Source organism: Pseudomonas sp. NPDC087639, from assembly GCF_044743385.1.
In the GTDB taxonomy this organism is placed as follows: Bacteria; Pseudomonadota; Gammaproteobacteria; order Pseudomonadales; family Pseudomonadaceae; genus Aquipseudomonas.
In genome coordinates, this window is record NZ_JBIUWI010000020.1 from 65,582 (window position 1) to 83,850 (window position 18,269).

Sequence of the window (18,269 nt, forward strand, 5' to 3'; positions counted from 1 at the left end):
CAATTCTGGGAAAACGGCGGCCGGCCGAACATATAGAGTGAATGTCATGAATGATGAACTGCAGGTAATCGATCTTGAGGTGGGCGAGGGCAAAGCCGTCGTCAAAGGCGCGCTGATCACCACCCACTACACCGGCTGGCTGGAAGACGCCACCGAGTTCGATTCTTCCCACAGCCGTGGCAAACCGTTTCAGTGCGTGATCGGTACTGGGCGGGTGATCAAGGGTTGGGATCAGGGTTTGATGGGCATGCAGGTCGGTGGCAAACGCAAACTGCTGGTGCCGGCGCATTTGGGGTACGGCGAGCGGACGATGGGCAAAATTCCGCCGAATTCGAATCTTGTGTTTGAGATTGAGTTGTTGGAAGTGCTGACACGGGAGGATTGAGGTGGGCGGGGACCGTTTTGGCCGTGAGAGGGGCGAAGCCCCTCATCATTTGGTTGAGCGTGCTGGCGGCGGGTCAGCGTTCTTTCAGGCCCATTGCAGCGGTTGGCCCATCGGGAAGCAGATGTCTACCTCCAGCTTTGCTGCGGCTGACAGATTGACCAGCGCATCCAAAGAGAACTTGTCGATTTTGCCATTGAGTACTTCGTTGAGTCGCGGCTGAGTAATGCCCAAGCGTTGAGCAGCTTCTTTTTGAGGCAGCTCCCACGCTCGAATGGTCTCGCAAAGCGTGCGCATAAGCTTGGCCCGCAGGCGCATTCTGGCGGCATCTTGCGGCGTGTCTTCCAGTGCATCCCAGACATTTGAATAGCGCTGGAAGCGCGGATGATGTTCCTTCATGACTTAAGCCTTCCTGGAGGCTGGCTTTCAGATATTCGTGAGCAGAAAGGAAGCCTTCGCGAGCAGGCTCGCTCCTACAGTTGATTGCGGTTGAGTACACCGCAGATCAATGTGGGAGCGAGCTTGCTCGCGAAGAACGATCACGCGGTCAATCAGGCCGCGTGCGCCATCTCGGCCAGTGTGTCGGCCACGGTCCTTTGCAGTGATGGGAAGCGGCGTGTCACGCGGTGCAGTGCGGGCAGCACGGCGTCGACTTCCAGCTCATCGAGTTGGGCGAGGGCGGTGACGGCGGAGGCGACGATGGTTTCTCGTTCGCTTTCGAAGAGCACCAGGCAGGCATTCTGCGCCCAACGTCTGTCCCGCTCGTTGAAGCCCATGGCTATCAATGCCGCGACGACCTGTGCATCTGTTTTATGGGTCATGGTCATTGCCTCGGATCGAGTTTGTCGAGGGCGCGGTTGACCGCGAGTTCGCCGAGCATGACGACTTGCTGGATACCGAGAACGGTGTTGCGGTAGGGCGAGTCGAGCAGGGCGGCGAAGTCGCTGAGCATGACGCTGGCCGAAGCCATGGATTCGCAGGCGTGGGCCATGAGGTCTTCGGTGCCTGTGTTCGGGTCAACGAGGAACATGGTGCTGGGTTTGCGTGGTGGTGAAGGCGGTGTGGGTTTCAGATAGTGATCGAGGGCGCGTTCGGCGGCTTCGTGAAGTTTTCTGGAGCCCGGGGTGGAATAGGGGGACGTTGGATTTGGATCGATTTCCGCGCCTGTTTCAGGCGGATTTGGCGTTATTTTGAACATTTCTTAGAACCTTTTAATGAGGCCGACACGTCCATTGCGACTAAACAAATGGGTGGCAGCTATGCGCAGGTTAGTCGACCGGTGGTTCTAAGCAGTCCCGGCGCACCCGAAGATGCCCTACGCATAACTACCATTAAGCACAGGCGTTAGAGTGCCTGACAGAACGGACTGTATGCTGCTTACAAACCACCGAGCGACTAAACCCGATCACTGACCCTTCAGTGACGCGAACCAAGTTACCGGCGACCCCCAAGCCGCACAAGCCGGCGGATTCTGGCGTAGTTGTAGGCAAAGGCGCAAGGCGCTGTAGCCTCATGGCTGATGCCAAAATGATGCTGCGTTTTACCGGGCCTCTTCGCGAGCAGGCTCGCGATGGGGCCTTCAAAATTCACTCAAGAACTGACCTTCACCCCACGCCCAAACCGCTCCCGATACACCGACGGCGGTACCCCGGCCACGCCACGAAACGCCACCCGAAAACTCTCCACCGACCGATAACCGCAGCGTTCGGCAATCTGTTCGGTGTGCTGGTCCGTGCTTTCCAGCAACTCTCGCGCCCGGGCGAGCCGTTCATGCTGCAACCACGCCTTGGGCGACTGACCGCTGGCCTCGCTGAACCGTCGTAAAAAAGTGCGCTCACTCATCGCCGCTTCACTGGCCAGATCGCGCACCTCCAGTGGTTCATGCAAGCGCTCGCGCGCCCACTGCATCACCCGGGACAGGTCATTGCGCGGCGTCGCGCTCACCGGTGTCGGAATGAATTGCGCCTGACCGCCGGTCCGCTGCGGCGACATCACCAGTCGTCGCGCCACCGAATTGGCCACTTGCGTGCCGAAGTCCCGCGCCACCAGATGCAGGCAGGCGTCAATGCCGGCCGCGCTGCCGGCCGAGGTGATCAACTGGCCCGAATCCACATAAAGCACATCGGGATCAACCGCAATCGCCGGAAAGCGTTGCGCCAGTTCAGTGGTGTAACGCCAATGAGTGGTGGCGCCGTGGCCGTCGAGCAGGCCGGTGGCTGCCAGCACAAATACCCCCGAGCAGATCGACAACAGTCGCGCTCCCCGGGCATGGGCCTGGCGCAGTGCGTCGATCAATTCGGGAGGCACCGCAGCATTACGGTCGCGCCAGCCTGGAATGATGATGGTGCGGGCCTCGGCCAGCAGTTCCAGACCGCCATCGGCCAATACCTGAATCCCGCCCATGGCGCGCATCGGCCCTTGATCGACCGCAGCAATCGCATGCTCGTACCAAGGAAAATCGAACTCCGGCCGGGCCAGGCCGAAGATCTCCACGGCAATGCCGAACTCGAAAGTACAGAGGCCGTCGTAGGCCAGAATCGCGACCAGATTGGGTGATAAGGGCATTTGGCGGAAAATTCCCGGTGAGTGTCTTGTGCGCCACTGTAGCGGCAAGCGGCGGCTCGATAAAGTCTGTCCACACCCGTTCAGATTTAGGAGCAACACCCCATGACCAGTCTGGTTCGCGAAATTCCTGCCGCACCGTCAGCGATTGCCCTGATGCATTTCAGCAACCGTCTGACCTTCGAAACCGATTGTTCCGACGTATTCAGCAGCCAAGAGGCCGGTGAGGTCGACTTTGTGCTGGTCGATGTGCGCGGGCCACTGGCATTCGAACGTGGACATGTTCCGGGCGCGATCAATATGCCGGGGCGTTTGCTGACGGCTGAAGCACTGGCGAGTTATCCGAAAACCACGTTGTTCGTGGTCTATTGCGCCGGCCCACATTGCAACGGTGCCAACAAGGCCGCGGTGAAACTGGCAGCACTGGGTTACCCGGTCAAGGAGATGATCGGCGGCGTGACCGGATGGCTGGACGAAGGGTTTGCGTTGAGCGCTGCGCAATCAGCAAGCGCACCTATTGGATGTGAATGCTGACTGACTTTTCAGGTTTTTTGATCAAAAGCAGGGCTTGTCCTACAGCCTTTGCACCACGACGGCGCACCGTTTGACACCGCTCAGCTGGTGCGCCGATCTTCTGTAAGTATTTGTCGCTTAAAAACAATCTGCCCTGTGCGCGCCGCCATAGACTGCCGGCCACTTCGGTTTTTTGCCTGTAAATGGCCATGACCGGACGCTGACTCGAAAGCTGCCAATAAAAGCCTCCGCACACAGGAGTTATAAATGAAGAAGCTAGTGATGTTTGGTGCCCTGGCACTGTCGATGTTGTCCCTGACCGCTGTGGCCGAAGACGCCAAGCCGATCCGCATCGGTATCGAAGCCGGCTACCCGCCGTTCTCGATGAAAACCCCTGAAGGCAAACTCACCGGTTTCGACGTGGATATCGGCGATGCGCTCTGTGAGCAGATGAAAGTCAAATGTACCTGGGTCGAGCAGGAATTCGATGGCCTGATCCCGGCGCTGAAGGTGAAGAAGATCGACGCGATCCTGTCTTCGATGACCATCACTGACGACCGCAAGAAAAACGTCGACTTCACCATCAAGTACTACCACACCCCGGCTCGCTTCGTGATGAAGGCAGGTTCCGGCGTCAAAGACCCGCTGACCGAACTCAAAGGCAAGAAAGTCGGCGTACTGCGTGCCAGTACTCACGACCGCTACGCTACCGAAGTGCTGGTGCCGGCCGGGATCCAGTTGGTGCGTTACGGCTCGCAGCAGGAAGCCAACCTGGACATGGTCTCGGGTCGTATTGACGCGATGCTGGCCGACTCGGTCAACCTGAGCGACGGTTTCCTGAAAACCGACGCGGGTAAAGGCTTCGAATTCGTCGGCCCGACCTACGAAGACGCCAAATACTTCGGCGGCGGCGCCGGGATTGCAGTGCGCAAGGGCGATACCGCTCTGGCTGAGCAATTCAACAAGGCCATCACCGAAATCCGCGCCAACGGCAAGTACAAGCAAGTGCAGGACAAGTACTTCGACTTTGACGTGTACGGCCATTAATAGGCTGTAGAAAAAAGTGGCCCCGTTTACGCGGTGGCCACTTTTTTTGTGCCCATGATTTATCCTGCATCACACCTTTCCAATGCAGGAGCTGCCGCAGGCTGCGATCTTTTGATCTTGATCCTGAAAAACAAGATCAAAAGATCGCAGCCTGCGGCAGCTCCTACAGAGTTCGCGGAGTTTTCTTATGCAACGCATCGACCATGTTCTGCCCTGGAGCCACTTGGGCAGCGAGCGCTCCCTCAGCGTGTTCCGTTACGGCGCCGGCACCCGCAAGGTGTACATCCAGGCCAGCCTGCACGCCGATGAACTGCCGGGCATGCGCACCGCCTGGGAACTCAAACAACGCCTGAACGCACTCGAAGCACAAGGTCGTTTGCAAGGCGTGATCGAACTGGTGCCGGTGGCCAACCCGATCGGCCTGGACCAGCATCTGCAAAGCGCTCACATGGGCCGTTTCGAACTGGGCAGCGGCAAGAATTTCAACCGTGGGTTTGTCGAACTCAGCGCGCCGGTGGCGGCGTTGATCGGTGATCAATTGGGCGCCGATGCCGACGCCAACATCGCGCTGATCCGCCAGACCATGGGCCGGGTCTTCGATGATCTGCCAGCACCGGCCTCGCAACTGGAAGCGCTGCATCGCTTGCTCCTGCGCCATGCTTGCGACGCCGACATTACCCTCGACCTGCATTGCGATTTCGAGGCGTCGATTCATCTTTACGCGCTGCCGCAACACTGGCCGCAGTGGCAATCGCTGGCGGCGCGGATCAAGGCGGGCGTGGCGTTGCTGTGTGAAGATTCCGGCGGCAGTTCGTTTGACGAGTCTTGCTCGACACCGTGGCTGCGTCTGGCGCGCGCCTTCCCGGACGCGGCGATCCCGGCGGCCAACCTCGCGACCACTTTGGAGCTGGGCAGCATGGGCGACACTCGGGTTGATCAGGCCCAAGCCAATTGCGAGGCGATTCTCGGGTTTCTGGCAGAGCAGGGTTTCATCAGCGGTGAATGGCCGGCGGCGCCGAGTGAGTGCTGTGAAGGCATGCCGTTCGCCGGCACCGAATACCTGTTTGCCCCGCACCATGGCGTGGTGAGTTTCCTGCGCAATGCGGGCGAGTGGGTCGAGAAGGGCGATGCGATTTTTGAGGTGGTGGATCCGTTGAAGGATCAGTTGACCACCGTGCGTGCCGGAACCAGCGGGGTGTTGTTTGCGCTGGATCGCGGGCGTTATACCGAGCCGGGGATCTGGCAGGCGAAAGTGGCGGGGCGGCTGCCGTTTCGCACGGGCAAGCTGACTAACGACTGACAGCTCTGCGGCGGATCTGAAGGCCTCATCGCTGGCAGTACCTCAATGTTTGGATCCCTGCCTCAGAGTGTTAGGCTCCCACCGAACCCGACACCCTGTGAAGGAAGACTTATGTTGAAGGTGTTTGCTCTGTTGACCCTCCTGGCGTCCACCGCCGTCCATGCTCAAACCACCCTGCAATCCGATCTGCCACTCAAGTACATCGAACAGGTTCACCCGGATGCCGATCCGCGTCCGCTGGTGATTTTCCTGCACGGCTACGGCAGTAACGAGGCCGATCTGATCGGCATGAAATTTCAGCTCCCGGCGCAGTACAACTACCTGTCGGTGCAGGCGCCGCTGGCGTTGGGCGAAGGGCGTTTCCAGTGGTTTCGCAAGAAAGGCGAAGGCGCCTACAACGGTGAGACCGATGATCTGAAGGCCAGCGGCCAGAAGCTCCGGGATTTTGTCGCGCAAGCGGCGAAGAAATATCACGCGGCCCCGGACAAGGTGTACCTGATCGGTTTCAGCCAAGGCGCGATGATGACCTACGAGGTAGGCCTGCGACCACCGGTGGCGGTGGGAGGCATTGCGGCGTTGAGCGGGCGTTTATTGCCGGTGTTGAAAAGCGAGCTCAAGACCGAGCAACAACCGTTGCCACTGAACATCTTTATCGGTCACGGCACCGCCGATGATCGCGTGCCGTATCGCGACGGCACCGAGGCCAATGCGTTGCTACAGAAACTGGCTTACAAACCGCAATTTCACGCGTATCCCGGCATCGGCCACAGCATCACTGCAGCCGAATTGCGCGACTTGAACGCCTGGCTGCAGCAACTCAACCCGTGAGGATCATTTTTCCTTGAGGATGGTTTTCACCAGCGCATCGTGACCGGCCTTGTCGCTGACCCGGGAGATCACCTGGACCAGCGCCATGCGCGTTCCCGAACCGGCCATCAAGGTCGTGTTGAGGGTCTGGCCGCCGCCCTGGGTGGCAGTGCTGTCGACCTGACGCAGGCCAAGGCCGTTACCTTTCTGGGTCAGGCTTTTTTCGCTGAGTTTGTTGAAGTCCGGCAATGCTTTGCGCTGCGCCTCGATGAAGTCAGAGACGCTGCCGTCGAGAAACTCGCTGTCGTTGTCCTTGACGTTGTTGCCTTCGGGAATCTGGTTTTCGGCGGCGATGACCACGGTTTTAGTGGTCTGGTTGGTGTACATCGTGCCGGTGGCACCGGTCGGGCTGGCCGGCAGCGGATCGGCGACGAAGCCTTTGGGCAGCACAAAGGTGAACTTGCCGCCCAGCATCGAGACCTTCTCGGTGGCCGCTTTTTCCTTGGCCTTGGCCGCCTGAGCGTTGATGGCGCCGAGGCCGGCCACGGCCGCCAGTAACAGGACGACGGCTTTCTTGCTCAACAATGTCATTCGAATCTCCGGGGAATGGTCGGGGCAGGCGGGCGATCATCCCATGCAGAGCCGTGGCACTCCAGCGCGGCTCGTCCGGGTTACTGCGCTTGTTGCTGTTTCACTGCGGGGCGCGCCAGCAACTGTCGGGTCACGCCGAGCATGGCCACCGACACGGCGACGCCCATGGCAAATCCGCTGAGGCCCAGACTCGGCAAGGTCAGCGCCGACACCAGGCAAAACGCCGAAAACGAATACATTCCGGTCGCCGTCGCCCGCAACAACGCGGCAGTGAACTCAGGGCCGCGGGTCTGCTGGGAAAACACCGCCATCACACTGCCGAGCACCGGGAACACCGCCAGCAGGCCGCTCCAGCGTTCGCCGACAGTGCTGGCCAACATGGTCACCACCAGCGTCAACGCAGCGCCGGCGATCATCCGCCAGATCAGTTTGTCCGACTTCGGCGCCGGGCCGTTCAGCACTGGTTGCACCTTGGGAAACAAGTAGGGTGCCGCCAGCAAAGCAACGGCTGCCGCCGCCACCGAGAACGGCAGCGATGCCGGAATCAACGACAGCACCAGCGCCAGCGCGGCCCAGACAGCCAGGGAAAGGCTCAGCGCCCATGGCCAGTTCGCCCGTTGCGCGACCTGCGCGTAAGTGATGCAGAACGCAATCATCGCGAACATCGCCGACAATGCGGCCACGGCCGATTGCGCAGCAAATTGTGGCCCTTGTTCGATGGCGAGGAAAAACAGAATCGGCCCGACGACCACAGGCAACCCCGACAACCAGCCGGCCACGCTCGGCCCCCAACGCTTGCCGGCCAGTGAGATCAGCAGCAGAAAACCGGGAATCAGCAGCAGTTTGAGGATCAGCACGCAAGTGTCTCCGTCGGGTGAGAGACGGCAACGGTAGCATTGCTATGAACGTTTTGCTGCGTATATGAGTGATTTTTGTATACAAAGTATCGAAGCCATACAGGCTATGCTTTGCTTGTCAGGGTCTACCGGAGTCGATGGTGTGATGAACAGAACAAAGAGTGTCTTGCGTGGGTGCTGCGCCATCGGTTTGTGGGCCTTGCTGGTTGCGCCAGCGTGGGCCAACTGGCAGGCCGAAGTGCCCGGCGCCAGGATCATCGGCAGCGGCGATTTCAGTGTGTTTGGTTTCGATGTTTATAACGCCAGGTTGTGGAGTACGGGGCAGCCTCTGGCGGACGGGCAGCCTTTCGCGCTGGAGTTGATCTATCGCCGACAGATTTCTCGCGACGATCTGGTCGAAGCCAGCGTTGATGAAATCAAGCGTCTGAATGGAGCCTCCGTCACCCCGGCACAACTGGCCGGCTGGCAGACGCAGATGCAGCAGGCGTTCGTCGATGTCCAGGCGGGCACCCGCATTACCGGAGTGTATTTACCGGGGCAGGGCGCACGTTTTTTTGTCGGCCAGCAGTTGCAGCATGAGATCGCCGACCCGCAGTTCGCCCGGGCGTTTTTTGATATCTGGTTGAATCCACGTACGCGCAATCCCGAGTTGCGCCAGCAGTTGCTGGGTGTGACAGGGTCTTGAACTTTCATCAAAGGGGCTGAAACGTCTAAGCTGCGTCTTTCGACTTGTTTCTGGATGTGTGCGTGAAATTCAGTTTGCCCAAAATCGCCACCGCGCCGTTTTGCCCGCCGGAAGTGGCAGGCAGTGTTGCGGTAGATCCCAATGCCGCGTTTTTCAAGCGCGTGCTGCGTTTTGCCGGCCCCGGTTTGCTGGTGTCGATCGGCTATATGGATCCGGGCAACTGGGCGACGGCCATCGAGGCTGGCTCGCGTTTTGGGTACAGCTTGCTGTTTGTGGTTTTGCTGGCGAGTCTGGCGGGCATGGTTGTTCAGTGCCTCTGTTCGCGGTTGGGCATCGCCACCGGGCGCGATCTGGCGCAATTGTCCCGCGAACGCTACAGCACTCCAACCGCGCGGCTGCAATGGGTGTTGGCGGAGATCTCGATCATCGCCACCGACCTTGCCGAAGTCCTCGGTTGCGCGCTGGCGTTTCACTTGTTGCTTGGCTGTTCGCTGACCTTCGGCATTGCCCTCACGGCGTTCGATACATTGCTGGTGCTGGCGCTGCAGAACCGAGGGTTCCGTCGACTGGAAGCAATCATGCTGGTGCTGGTCGCCACCATTGGCGTGTGCTTTTTTGTTGAACTGGTGTTGATCAAACCGTACTGGCCGGACGTCGCCCAAGGCTTCAAACCCTCCCTGTCAGCCATCAGCGATGCCGCGCCGTTGTACCTGGCAATCGGCATTCTCGGGGCCACGGTGATGCCGCATAACCTCTACCTGCACACGTCCATCGTGCAAACGCGGATGATCGGCAAGGATCTGGCGAGCAAACAGGACGCGGTGAAGCTGGCGCGCATCGACACCATCGGCTCGCTGGCGCTGGCGCTGCTGGTCAACGCGGCGATCCTGATCCTCGCGGCGGCTGCGTTTCACCAGTCCGGGCATACCGACGTGGTGGATATTCAGGACGCTTACCACTTGCTTGATCCGCTGGTCGGTGGCGCGCTGGCCAGTGTGCTGTTCGGCGTGGCGTTGCTCGCGTCAGGGCAGAGTTCGACCTTCACCGGCACCATCGCCGGTCAGGTGATCATGGAGGGCTATCTGAATCTGCGCATTCCCTGCTGGCAACGGCGCCTGATCACTCGTGGGCTGGCGTTGATTCCGGCGTTTATCGGCGTGTGGCTGATGGGCGATAACGCTGTGGGCAAGTTGCTGGTGATGAGTCAGGTGGTGTTGAGTTTGCAACTGCCGTTTGCCCTGTATCCGCTGATTCGCATGACCAACGACAAGCAACTGATGGGGCCGTTCGTGAACCGCTGGCCGACCCGGGTGCTGGCCTGGGGGTTGTTTGTGCTGATCAGCGGCGCCAATAGCTGGTTGATTCTGCAGTTGGCGGTTTAACCGATAATTTTTGGGGCCGGTCAGGCCCCCACAAAACTGAATAGTGGAATACGCCCGTTGAGCGAAGGCCGGTAACGCCAGTTCAGGCGATCAAGCTCAATGCCATGATCGAGCATTTTCCTCACCGTCGCGCTGGCAATACTCATTGCCAGCACTTGCCCCGGACACTGATGCCGACCGCTGCCAAAACTGAAACTGCGGCGGTTCGGACGATCCAGCAGAAAGTGGTCGGGATTGTCATTCAGGGCCGGATCGCGGTTGGCCGAGGCCAGCAACAGCACAATCACAGCGCCGGCCTCGACGCGCACACCGTCTATTTCGCAGGATGCGGCGACAAAGCGTCGGGTGTTCTGCACCGACGGGTCGAAGCGCTGGACTTCGTTCAGCAGGGGTTCCATCGACGCGCCACTTAGCTCGGGGCGGTGTTGCAGCATCACCAACGCGTTGCCGATCAAGCCTGCGGTGGCTTCAAAGGTCTGCGAGCAGAGGCCGATCAGATTGGCGATCAAGGTCTCGTCATCTCCATCAAAACGCTGCCTGATACCCGCGAGCAAAGCGCTGTTCACATCAGGATCGGCCAACAACTCGATGAACTGACCGCGCAAATGTTGCGCTGCGACGTGGGCTGCGGCCAATTGCAGGTCGTTGCTCAACGGCGACAGGCACGCCGCGAAATCAGCGGTCAGCTCGCTGATGGCCCGACTCTGTGCCGGACTGAATCCGAGCAACGCGGCGACCACGCATACCGGGCCGCGGAACATGGCTTTGTATAAGCCGTCCGCATCCGTAGTGATCAGTCGTGCATTCACGTGCTCGCGGACTTCGTTCTGATCGATCAACGTCAGTGACGGCTCAATGGCGGAGCGCGGGCAGCGCTGGCGTTCGCCGTCGGTCATCCGCATCAACTGGCCGAAGACATTGCCGGCCATGCCTTGGGCAATCGCCTTGGGCACCGGCTCCTGGACTGGACGCACTCGGCAGTCGGCATGCGCCAGTACCGCACAAACCGCGCGGGCGCTGCTGGCTACCCACATTTTCAGTTTGGGGTGAAACGTCAGCCCACCTTCAGAGCGAAGTTTTTCGTAATAGGGGTAGGGATTGGCGTGAGTCGCAGCGATGATCGGGTCCATGGTTCGCAGCCTTGTCGATGGGGAAAGTGTTGCTACTATCTCCAGTCCGTAGCGGCGACGATTCGTCCGGGAGCGAAATATGCACGCAGAACATCAAGATATCGGCGTCTCGCAAGTGGCGGCAGCCATCGCCGAGCCGGCGCGAACCAAAATCCTCTGCTTGCTGATGGACGGCCACGCCCGCACCAGCACCGAGTTGGCAGCCGTTGCCGAAGTCAGCGCTTCCACCGCCAGCGCGCATCTGGCCAAACTCAAGGACCTGGCGCTGGTGCGCCTGCACGTTCAGGGCCGCCATCGTTATTACAGCCTGGCCGACAAGCGTGTGGCTCAAGCGCTGGAAGCCTTGATGGTGATCGGCCAGAGCGCCGCGCCGACGTTCAAACCGCAGACACCGGATCGCCTGCAATTCGCCCGCACCTGCTACGACCATATGGCCGGGACACTGGCGGTGTTGCTGCATGACCGCTTGATCGACGCGGGCTGGTTGTTGGAGACCGACGAGCAGGCGTATCGCCTGAGTGACAGTGGTGAGGCCTTGTTTGCCGGGCTGGGTATCGAGGTGCAGGACTTGAGCACTTTGCGCCGCAAGTTCGCCTGCCCGTGTCTGGACTGGAGCATGCGCCGGCCACATCTGGGTGGTTCGCTGGGCGCGGCATTGCTGCAAGCGGCGTTGAAGCGTAAGTGGGTGACGCAGGATCTGGACAGTCGGGCGTTGGCGCTGACGGCGGTGGGGCGCAAAGAAATCGGCGTTCGGTTTGGTGTCGAATTGCCCGGTGAGGTGAAGATCAAAGGATCGCAGCCTGCGGCCACTCCTACAGGAGTGGGGTATAACCGAACCGTGTAGGAGCTGCCGCAGGCTGCGATCTTTTGATCTGGCTTTGCACCTTGTGTCGATTCGATAGACTCGCTACTGTATATGCAACCAGTACAGAGTCCGCGCCATGCAAATCATCGACAAGCTCAGCATTCTCGCCGACGCCGCCAAGTACGACGCCTCCTGCGCGAGCAGCGGTGCGCCCAAGCGAAGCTCCGAGGGCAAGAGCGGTCTTGGCTCGACCGATGGCATGGGCATTTGCCACAGCTACACGCCGGACGGGCGTTGCGTTTCGCTGTTGAAGATTCTGCTGACCAATTTCTGCCTTTACGATTGCCAGTACTGTGTCAATCGTCGCTCCAGTGATGTGCCGCGTGCGCGTTTTACGCCCGAGGAAGTCGTGGCGCTGACCATGGACTTCTACCGACGCAACTGTGTCAGCGGCCTGTTTCTCAGCTCCGGGATCATCCGCTCGGCGGACTACACCATGGAGCAACTGGTACGGGTCGCCAAGTTGTTGCGCGAAGAGCACGAGTTTCGCGGTTACATTCACCTCAAGACCATTCCCGAAGCCGATCCTGCGTTGATCGAGCAGGCCGGGCGTTACGCCGATCGCCTGAGCGTCAACATCGAGCTGCCCACCGATGCCAGCCTGCAAACCCTGGCCCCGGAGAAACAGATCGGCTCGATCAAGCAGGCCATGCAGACCATCTACACCGGCGAGCAGACCGTGCTCAACGAGCCACGCGCGCCGAAGTTCGCGCCGGCCGGGCAGAGCACTCAGATGATCGTCGGCGCCGATGATACCGACGACAGCACAATCCTCCATGGCGCCCTGGCCTTGTACGGCAACTTCCGCCTGCGCCGGGTTTACTATTCGGCCTTCAGCCCGATCCCCGACAGCCCGAAAAGCGTGCCGCTGGCCGCACCGCCGCTGATGCGCGAGCACCGCTTGTATCAGGCCGATTTTCTCTTGCGCAGTTACGGCTACAGCGCCGATGAGCTGCTCAAGGGGCCGGGCAATCTGGCGTTGGATATCGATCCGAAACTGGCGTGGGCACTGCAGAATCGCGAGGTGTTCCCGCTGGATCTGAACCGTGCCGAGCCCGCACTGATCGCACGCATCCCCGGCATTGGCCTGCGTACCACCGAACGTCTGGTGGAGCTGCGCCGCCAGCGGCGGATCCGCTACGAAGACGTGGCGCGTATGCGCTGTGTGCTGGCCAAGGCCAAGCCGTTCATCATCACCAGCGACTATCACCCGCAGCAGGCTGAGGTCACCAGTCATATGCTTTATCAGCAATTGCGCGACCGGCCGCAGCCGCAGCAGATGGGGTTGTGGGGATGATCAATCTTGATTGCGACGACCTGTTCGATACCTGGCGCCAACAGGCACGCTGGCTACTCAGTCATGAGGTCGACCCGAGTCTGGTGAGTTGGGCTTCGGAGGGCGTCAGCGACTTGTTTGTCAGCGACCATGAAGTGCCCGAGGGGCACGGCCCGTTTCAGGCCCGCATTCCGCGTGCGTTACTCGACACCCTGGAGCAAGCCGCGCGATACCGTGGCGATCAACGCTGGAGCCTGCTGTATGAAGTGCTGTGGCGAGTCAGTCACGGCGACCGCACGGCAATGATGGCCGGCGACAAACTGGGCAGCGAATTGCAGCGGCGAATCAAACAAGTCAGCCGCGAAGCCCATCATCTGCATGCATTCGTGCGCTTCATCGAACGCCCTAAAGATTCGCCAGGCCCACAATATGTGGCATGGCACGAACCCGCCCACGACATCCTGCACAGCGCCAGCGAGCATTTCGTCGCCCGCATGGGCCGTCACCGCTGGCTGATCGCCACACCGCGCGATGGGGTTTATTACGACGGCGAACAACTGATCCATGAGCGCCAATGCCCCGTTGAATGGCAGCAGATGGCGCAGAACGTCGATGACCCGCATGGCGACCTTTGGTTGACCTATTACAGCCACATCTTCAACCCGGCGCGGTTGAATCCGAAAGTGATGCAAGGGCATTTGCCGGTGCGATTCTGGAAGAATTTGCCGGAGGGGGAGTTGATCCCCGGGTTGATTACTCAGGCGCGGATGGGTAAACAGCAGAACGGGCAGGCGAGCGGGATCGCCGGGCGCACCGGTAAACGTATTGCCTTGAAGGACAGCGAGCGGAGCGGGCAATAAAAAGCCCCCATCGATTACTCGATGGGGGCTTTTGTGCGTCTGGCCGTCAGATCAAACCTTGACGATCCAGCCCGCTGGCGCTTCGATGTCGCCGGTCTGCACACCAGTCAGCTCTTTGTAGAGCTTCTGGGTGACCGGGCCGACTTCGGTTTCGCTGTGGAACACATGCAGATGGTCGTTGTAGCTGATGCCGCCGATCGGCGTGATCACCGCAGCAGTACCGCAGGCGCCGGCTTCCTTGAAGTCCGACAGCTTGTCGATCAGCACATCGCCCTCAACCACTTCCAGGCCCAGACGCGATTTCGCCAGTTCGATCAGCGACAGACGGGTGATACCCGGCAATACCGATGGCGAGTTCGGTGTGATGAACTTGTTGTCGTGGGTGATCCCGAAGAAGTTGGCCGAACCGACTTCCTCGATTTTGGTGTGGGTCATCGGGTCCAGATAGATCGCATCGGCGAAGTTGGCTTTCTTCGCTTTCGAGCCCGGCATCAGACTGGCAGCGTAGTTGCCGCCGACCTTGGCGGCGCCGGTGCCTTGTGGGGCGGCGCGGTCGTAGCTGGAAATCTGGAAATTGTGCGGGGTCAGGCCGCCCTTGAAGTAGGCGCCAACCGGAATGCAGAAAATCGAGAAGATGAACTCGGGGGCGGTACGCACGCCGATGTTGTCACCCACGCCGATCACGAACGGACGCAGGTACAGCGCGCCGCCGGTGCCGTATGGCGGGATGAAGCGCTCGTTGGCACGAACCACTTCTTTACAGGCTTCGATGAACTGCTCGGTGTCGACCAGCGGCATCAGCAGACGCGCGCAGCTGCGTTGCATGCGCAGGGCGTTCTGGTCCGGGCGGAACAAGTTGATCGAGCCGTCCTTGCAACGATAGGCCTTCATGCCTTCGAAGCATTGCTGGCCATAGTGAAGGGCAGTGGAGCCTTCGCTGATGTGCAGCACGTTATCTTCGGTCAGGGTGCCTTTGTCCCACTCGCCATCGCGAAAGTACGACAGATAGCGTTTGTCGGTTTTGATGTAGTCAAAACCCAGCTTGTCCCAATTGATGCTTTCGTTACCCATGACACCCTCTATCACTGAACAACCGTCGAAACGGTTCAAGGCTTCTGACGTTTTTTGGATGGGCACAACAATACTTCATTCTTGAGCGGTTTCGCAGCCGCAATTCACGCCTTTGATCGTTCCCGCGCTCTGCGTGGGAATGCCTCAAGGGACGCTCTGCGCCCACTTTGGGACGCGGAGCGTCTCGGGCTGCGTTCCCACGCAGCGCGTGGGAACGATCAGAAACGGATGGATTTACAAGTGCAACGCATGCCCGAGCGCACGCAACGCCGCTTCTTGCACCGCTTCACCCAAAGTCGGATGCGCATGAATGGTGCCGCCGATGTCTTCCAGGCGCGCGCCCATTTCGAGGCTCTGCGCAAACGCCGTGGACAATTCCGAAACCCCGACACCCACCGCTTGCCAGCCGACAATCAGATGATTGTCCCGACGAGCGACCACCCGCACGAAGCCGCTTTTTGACTCCAGCGTCATCGCCCGTCCATTGGCGGCAAACGGGAAACTGGAAACGATGCAGTCGAGCCCGGCAGCCTTGGCCTCGTCCGGCGTCTTGCCCACCACCACCAGTTCCGGGTCGGTGAAGCACACGGCGGCGATGGCGGTCGGGTTGAATTCGCGGGTTTTGCCGCTGATCAACTCGGCAACCATTTCGCCTTGAGCCATTGCGCGGTGAGCCAGCATCGGCTCGCCGCTGAGATCGCCGATGGCATAGACATTGCGCATGCTGGTCTGGCAACGGCTGTCGATCTTGATCGCCGAGCCGTTCATTTCCAGACTCAGTGCTTCGAGGTTCCAGCCTTGGGTGTTGGGTTTGCGACCAACGGCCACCAGCACCTGATCGGTTTCCAGATTGAGGGTGTCGCCGTTCGGATCACGCACCTGCAACGTACCGTCGAAGCCCAAAACACTGTGCTTGAGATACAGCTTCACGCCCAGTTGCTTCAATGCGTCATGCACCGGTTGGGTCAGTTCCGCGTCATAGGCGGGCAGGATGCGATCCTGCGCTTCGACCACACTGACCTCGGCACCGAGCTTGCGGTAAGCAATGCCCAATTCCAGGCCGATGTAACCACCGCCAACCACGATCAGGCGTTTTGGTACGCTTTTCGGCGCCAACGCTTCGGTGGAGGAGATGATCGGCCCGCCGATCGGCAGGATCGGCAAATTGACGCTGGTGGAACCGGTGGCAAGCACCAGGTGCTCGCACTGGATGCGGGTGTCGCCGACTTCCACGGTTTTGCCGTCGATGACCTTGGCCCAGCCGTTGATGACCTGAACCTTGTTCTTCTTCAACAGGGCAGCCACGCCGGTGGTCAGGCGATCAACGATGCCGTCCTTCCATTCGACGCTTTTGCTGATGTCGAGGGTCGGCGCCGAGACGCTGATCCCCAGCGCCGAATGCTGACTGTGATGCTGAGTCTGGTGAAACTGCTCCGCCACATGAATCAGCGCTTTCGACGGAATGCAGCCGATGTTCAGGCAGGTGCCACCGAGCGATTGGCCTTCGACAAGAATGGTCGAAATGCCCAACTGCCCGGCGCGAATCGCCGTGACATAACCGCCGGGGCCGCCACCGATAATCAGCAGCGTGGTGTTCAGAGTTTGCATTCCATCACTCCACAAACAGGGTCGCGGGTTGTTCGAGCAGGCCACGAATGGCCTGGATGAAGAGCGCCGCGTCCATGCCGTCGACCACGCGGTGATCGAAGGAGCTGGAGAGGTTCATCATCTTGCGGATCACCACCTGGCCTTTGACGACCATCGGGCGTTCGACGATTTTATTCACGCCGACGATCGCCACTTCCGGCAGGTTCAAAACAGGCGTGCTGACAATGCCGCCCAGCGCACCGAGGCTGGTCAGGGTAATAGTCGAGCCTGACAGCTCATCGCGGCTGGCCTTGCCATTGCGCGCGGCATTGGCCAAACGTGAGATCTCGGCGGCGCTGTCCCACAGGCTGCGTGCCTCGGCGTGACGAACCACTGGCACCATCAAACCGACATCGCTTTGTGTGGCGACGCCGATGTGTACCGCGCCGAGACGGGTGATGACCTGGGCTTCGTCGTCATAGCGGGCGTTCATTTGCGGGAAGTCACGCAGGGCAACGACCAGAGCGCGCACGAGGAACGGCAGCAGGGTCAACTTGCCACGGCTCGCACCGTGTTTTTCATTCAGGTGCGCGCGCAGCTCTTCAATCGCGGTGACGTCGATTTCTTCGACATAGCTGAAATGCGCAGCACGCTGGGTGGCGTCCTGCATGCGCTGGGCGATCTTGCGGCGCATGCCGATCACCTGAATCTGCTCTTCGTCATTACGCTGGGCGTAAGCGGCGGATACAGGCGCAGAGGCGTTCGATTGACCTTGCGCCAGATAGGTGTCGAGATCTTCGTGCAACACGCGTCCGGCCGGGCCGGTGCCGCGTACCAGACGCAACTGAATGCCCAGATCCAGCGCATGCTTGCGCACGGCCGGTGAGGCCAGTGGGCGTTCATCCGCTTCACGAGCAACCATCGGGCCTTGGCAAACAGTCGCCGGACGCGGCGCGGCGGCGACAGGTTTGCTCTCGACCGAAGCTTCCGCTTTCGGCGCAGCAGGTGCCTCTTTAACAGGCGCTGGCGCGGCAGACTCTTTCAGGTTGCCGGCACCTTCAACTTCAATGCTGATCAGCACACTGCCTACCGCCATGACTTCACCCGGCTGACCGCCCAGCGCAATGACCTTGCCATGGACCGGTGACGGAATATCGACCATCGCCTTGTCGGTCATCACGTCCGCCAGCACCTGATCTTCAACGACCAGATCACCAACCTTGACGTGCCACTGCGACAGTTCTACTTCTGCGATGCCTTCGCCAATGTCCGGCATCTTGATAACGTGCGTGCCCATTCAGACCTCCATGACCCGTTTCAACGCCGCGCCCACTCGGGACGGCCCAGGGAAATA

At 60.1% G+C, this 18,269-nt stretch carries 20 protein-coding genes; 10 read left to right on the forward strand and 10 right to left on the reverse strand.

Features of this window, described 5'->3' with window-relative positions; genetic code table 11:
* Positions 1–46: 46 nt before the first annotated feature.
* The gene (locus tag ACIOVB_RS11235; RefSeq protein WP_401267615.1) at positions 47–385 is read left to right on the forward strand and encodes an FKBP-type peptidyl-prolyl cis-trans isomerase; all 339 of its coding nucleotides are present in this window, start codon (positions 47–49) and stop codon (positions 383–385) included.
* Positions 386–469: 84 nt separating this feature from the next.
* Here ACIOVB_RS11235 and ACIOVB_RS11240 read toward each other — a convergent pair whose 3' ends face one another.
* The 4 genes from ACIOVB_RS11240 to ftrA form a co-directional block, all read right to left on the reverse strand.
* Entirely contained in the window at positions 470–781 is a 312-nt protein-coding gene (locus tag ACIOVB_RS11240) for a helix-turn-helix domain-containing protein (RefSeq protein WP_401267617.1), read from the reverse strand.
* Positions 782–933: 152 nt separating this feature from the next.
* The gene (locus ACIOVB_RS11245) at positions 934–1,203 is read right to left on the reverse strand and encodes a hypothetical protein (protein WP_187678384.1); all 270 of its coding nucleotides are present in this window, start codon (positions 1,201–1,203) and stop codon (positions 934–936) included.
* 2 nt (positions 1,204–1,205) lie between these two features.
* Positions 1,206–1,580: a DUF6124 family protein gene (locus ACIOVB_RS11250; RefSeq protein ID WP_187678383.1), complete on the reverse strand. Its 375-nt coding sequence runs from the start codon at positions 1,578–1,580 to the stop codon at positions 1,206–1,208.
* Positions 1,581–1,972: 392 nt separating this feature from the next.
* Complete coding sequence (gene ftrA, locus ACIOVB_RS11255) at positions 1,973–2,947, reverse strand: transcriptional regulator FtrA (protein WP_401267621.1); 975 nt, start codon at positions 2,945–2,947, stop codon at positions 1,973–1,975.
* 102 nt (positions 2,948–3,049) lie between these two features.
* Here ftrA and ACIOVB_RS11260 point away from each other — a divergent pair, with 102 nt between their 5' ends.
* The 4 genes from ACIOVB_RS11260 (at position 3,050) to ACIOVB_RS11275 (ending at position 6,632) form a co-directional block, all read left to right on the forward strand.
* The gene (locus ACIOVB_RS11260) at positions 3,050–3,478 is read left to right on the forward strand and encodes a rhodanese-like domain-containing protein (protein WP_401267624.1); all 429 of its coding nucleotides are present in this window, start codon (positions 3,050–3,052) and stop codon (positions 3,476–3,478) included.
* 246 nt (positions 3,479–3,724) lie between these two features.
* Positions 3,725–4,504 (forward strand): ABC transporter substrate-binding protein, encoded by a 780-nt coding sequence (locus ACIOVB_RS11265; RefSeq protein ID WP_401267627.1) that lies wholly within the window; start codon positions 3,725–3,727, stop codon positions 4,502–4,504.
* 187 nt (positions 4,505–4,691) lie between these two features.
* Complete coding sequence (locus tag ACIOVB_RS11270; RefSeq protein WP_401267630.1) at positions 4,692–5,804, forward strand: succinylglutamate desuccinylase/aspartoacylase family protein; 1,113 nt, start codon at positions 4,692–4,694, stop codon at positions 5,802–5,804.
* Between the two features lie 111 nt (positions 5,805–5,915).
* Entirely contained in the window at positions 5,916–6,632 is a 717-nt protein-coding gene (locus ACIOVB_RS11275) for an alpha/beta hydrolase (protein WP_401267632.1), read from the forward strand.
* 3 nt (positions 6,633–6,635) lie between these two features.
* Here ACIOVB_RS11275 and ACIOVB_RS11280 read toward each other — a convergent pair whose 3' ends face one another.
* A complete protein-coding gene (locus ACIOVB_RS11280; RefSeq protein ID WP_401267635.1) occupies positions 6,636–7,202 on the reverse strand; it encodes a hypothetical protein in 567 nt (188 codons plus the stop codon).
* Between the two features lie 80 nt (positions 7,203–7,282).
* Complete coding sequence (locus ACIOVB_RS11285; RefSeq protein WP_401267636.1) at positions 7,283–8,059, reverse strand: hypothetical protein; 777 nt, start codon at positions 8,057–8,059, stop codon at positions 7,283–7,285.
* A 145-nt stretch (positions 8,060–8,204) separates the two neighbouring features.
* Here ACIOVB_RS11285 and ACIOVB_RS11290 point away from each other — a divergent pair, with 145 nt between their 5' ends.
* Together ACIOVB_RS11290 and ACIOVB_RS11295 are read left to right on the forward strand one after the other, a co-directional pair.
* Positions 8,205–8,744: a chalcone isomerase family protein gene (locus ACIOVB_RS11290; protein WP_401267638.1), complete on the forward strand. Its 540-nt coding sequence runs from the start codon at positions 8,205–8,207 to the stop codon at positions 8,742–8,744.
* A gap of 113 nt (positions 8,745–8,857) precedes the next feature.
* Positions 8,858–10,126 (forward strand): Nramp family divalent metal transporter, encoded by a 1,269-nt coding sequence (locus tag ACIOVB_RS11295; protein ID WP_401267659.1) that lies wholly within the window; start codon positions 8,858–8,860, stop codon positions 10,124–10,126.
* A 20-nt stretch (positions 10,127–10,146) separates the two neighbouring features.
* Here the strand turns inward: ACIOVB_RS11295 and ACIOVB_RS11300 are convergent, their stop codons facing one another.
* Complete coding sequence (locus ACIOVB_RS11300) at positions 10,147–11,256, reverse strand: cytochrome P450 (protein ID WP_401267640.1); 1,110 nt, start codon at positions 11,254–11,256, stop codon at positions 10,147–10,149.
* Between the two features lie 79 nt (positions 11,257–11,335).
* On the opposite strand from ACIOVB_RS11300, the gene ACIOVB_RS11305 reads away from it, so the two are divergent.
* The 3 genes from ACIOVB_RS11305 to ACIOVB_RS11315 all read left to right on the forward strand — a co-directional run bounded on the left by ACIOVB_RS11305 (position 11,336) and on the right by ACIOVB_RS11315 (position 14,257).
* Entirely contained in the window at positions 11,336–12,100 is a 765-nt protein-coding gene (locus tag ACIOVB_RS11305) for an ArsR/SmtB family transcription factor (protein WP_401267642.1), read from the forward strand.
* A gap of 97 nt (positions 12,101–12,197) precedes the next feature.
* Positions 12,198–13,418 carry a putative DNA modification/repair radical SAM protein gene (locus ACIOVB_RS11310; RefSeq protein ID WP_401267644.1) on the forward strand — a complete coding sequence of 407 codons (1,221 nt, stop codon included), beginning with the start codon at positions 12,198–12,200 and terminating at the stop codon, positions 13,416–13,418.
* Positions 13,415–14,257: a TIGR03915 family putative DNA repair protein gene (locus ACIOVB_RS11315; protein ID WP_401267646.1), complete on the forward strand. Its 843-nt coding sequence runs from the start codon at positions 13,415–13,417 to the stop codon at positions 14,255–14,257. The genes ACIOVB_RS11310 and ACIOVB_RS11315 overlap by 4 nt, the downstream gene beginning before the upstream one ends.
* A gap of 51 nt (positions 14,258–14,308) precedes the next feature.
* Here the strand turns inward: ACIOVB_RS11315 and ACIOVB_RS11320 are convergent, their stop codons facing one another.
* The 3 genes from ACIOVB_RS11320 to ACIOVB_RS11330 all read right to left on the reverse strand — a co-directional run bounded on the left by ACIOVB_RS11320 (position 14,309) and on the right by ACIOVB_RS11330 (position 18,212).
* Positions 14,309–15,328 carry a branched-chain amino acid aminotransferase gene (locus tag ACIOVB_RS11320; protein WP_187681104.1) on the reverse strand — a complete coding sequence of 340 codons (1,020 nt, stop codon included), beginning with the start codon at positions 15,326–15,328 and terminating at the stop codon, positions 14,309–14,311.
* A gap of 234 nt (positions 15,329–15,562) precedes the next feature.
* On the reverse strand, positions 15,563–16,936 hold the full coding sequence (gene lpdA, locus ACIOVB_RS11325) for a dihydrolipoyl dehydrogenase (RefSeq protein WP_401267649.1): 1,374 nt from the start codon (positions 16,934–16,936) through the stop codon (positions 15,563–15,565).
* A gap of 4 nt (positions 16,937–16,940) precedes the next feature.
* Positions 16,941–18,212, reverse strand: coding sequence for a dihydrolipoamide acetyltransferase family protein (locus ACIOVB_RS11330; protein ID WP_401267652.1), 1,272 nt, complete (start codon positions 18,210–18,212; stop codon positions 16,941–16,943).
* Positions 18,213–18,269 lie beyond the last annotated feature (57 nt).

Excerpts from the sequence above, each read along its gene's own strand:
- ACIOVB_RS11235 (WP_401267615.1), top strand. The coding sequence starts at position 47 with ATGAATGATGAACTGCAGGTAATCGATCTTGAGGTGGGCGAGGGCAAA.
- ACIOVB_RS11240 (WP_401267617.1), bottom strand. The coding sequence starts at position 781 with ATGAAGGAACATCATCCGCGCTTCCAGCGCTATTCAAATGTCTGGGAT.
- ACIOVB_RS11245 (WP_187678384.1), bottom strand. The coding sequence starts at position 1,203 with ATGACCCATAAAACAGATGCACAGGTCGTCGCGGCATTGATAGCCATG.
- ACIOVB_RS11250 (WP_187678383.1), bottom strand. The coding sequence starts at position 1,580 with ATGTTCAAAATAACGCCAAATCCGCCTGAAACAGGCGCGGAAATCGAT.
- ftrA (WP_401267621.1), bottom strand. The coding sequence starts at position 2,947 with ATGCCCTTATCACCCAATCTGGTCGCGATTCTGGCCTACGACGGCCTC.
- ACIOVB_RS11260 (WP_401267624.1), top strand. The coding sequence starts at position 3,050 with ATGACCAGTCTGGTTCGCGAAATTCCTGCCGCACCGTCAGCGATTGCC.
- ACIOVB_RS11265 (WP_401267627.1), top strand. The coding sequence starts at position 3,725 with ATGAAGAAGCTAGTGATGTTTGGTGCCCTGGCACTGTCGATGTTGTCC.
- ACIOVB_RS11270 (WP_401267630.1), top strand. The coding sequence starts at position 4,692 with ATGCAACGCATCGACCATGTTCTGCCCTGGAGCCACTTGGGCAGCGAG.
- ACIOVB_RS11275 (WP_401267632.1), top strand. The coding sequence starts at position 5,916 with ATGTTGAAGGTGTTTGCTCTGTTGACCCTCCTGGCGTCCACCGCCGTC.
- ACIOVB_RS11280 (WP_401267635.1), bottom strand. The coding sequence starts at position 7,202 with ATGACATTGTTGAGCAAGAAAGCCGTCGTCCTGTTACTGGCGGCCGTG.
- ACIOVB_RS11290 (WP_401267638.1), top strand. The coding sequence starts at position 8,205 with ATGAACAGAACAAAGAGTGTCTTGCGTGGGTGCTGCGCCATCGGTTTG.
- ACIOVB_RS11300 (WP_401267640.1), bottom strand. The coding sequence starts at position 11,256 with ATGGACCCGATCATCGCTGCGACTCACGCCAATCCCTACCCCTATTAC.
- ACIOVB_RS11305 (WP_401267642.1), top strand. The coding sequence starts at position 11,336 with ATGCACGCAGAACATCAAGATATCGGCGTCTCGCAAGTGGCGGCAGCC.
- ACIOVB_RS11310 (WP_401267644.1), top strand. The coding sequence starts at position 12,198 with ATGCAAATCATCGACAAGCTCAGCATTCTCGCCGACGCCGCCAAGTAC.
- ACIOVB_RS11315 (WP_401267646.1), top strand. The coding sequence starts at position 13,415 with ATGATCAATCTTGATTGCGACGACCTGTTCGATACCTGGCGCCAACAG.
- ACIOVB_RS11320 (WP_187681104.1), bottom strand. The coding sequence starts at position 15,328 with ATGGGTAACGAAAGCATCAATTGGGACAAGCTGGGTTTTGACTACATC.
- lpdA (WP_401267649.1), bottom strand. The coding sequence starts at position 16,936 with ATGCAAACTCTGAACACCACGCTGCTGATTATCGGTGGCGGCCCCGGC.
- ACIOVB_RS11330 (WP_401267652.1), bottom strand. The coding sequence starts at position 18,212 with ATGGGCACGCACGTTATCAAGATGCCGGACATTGGCGAAGGCATCGCA.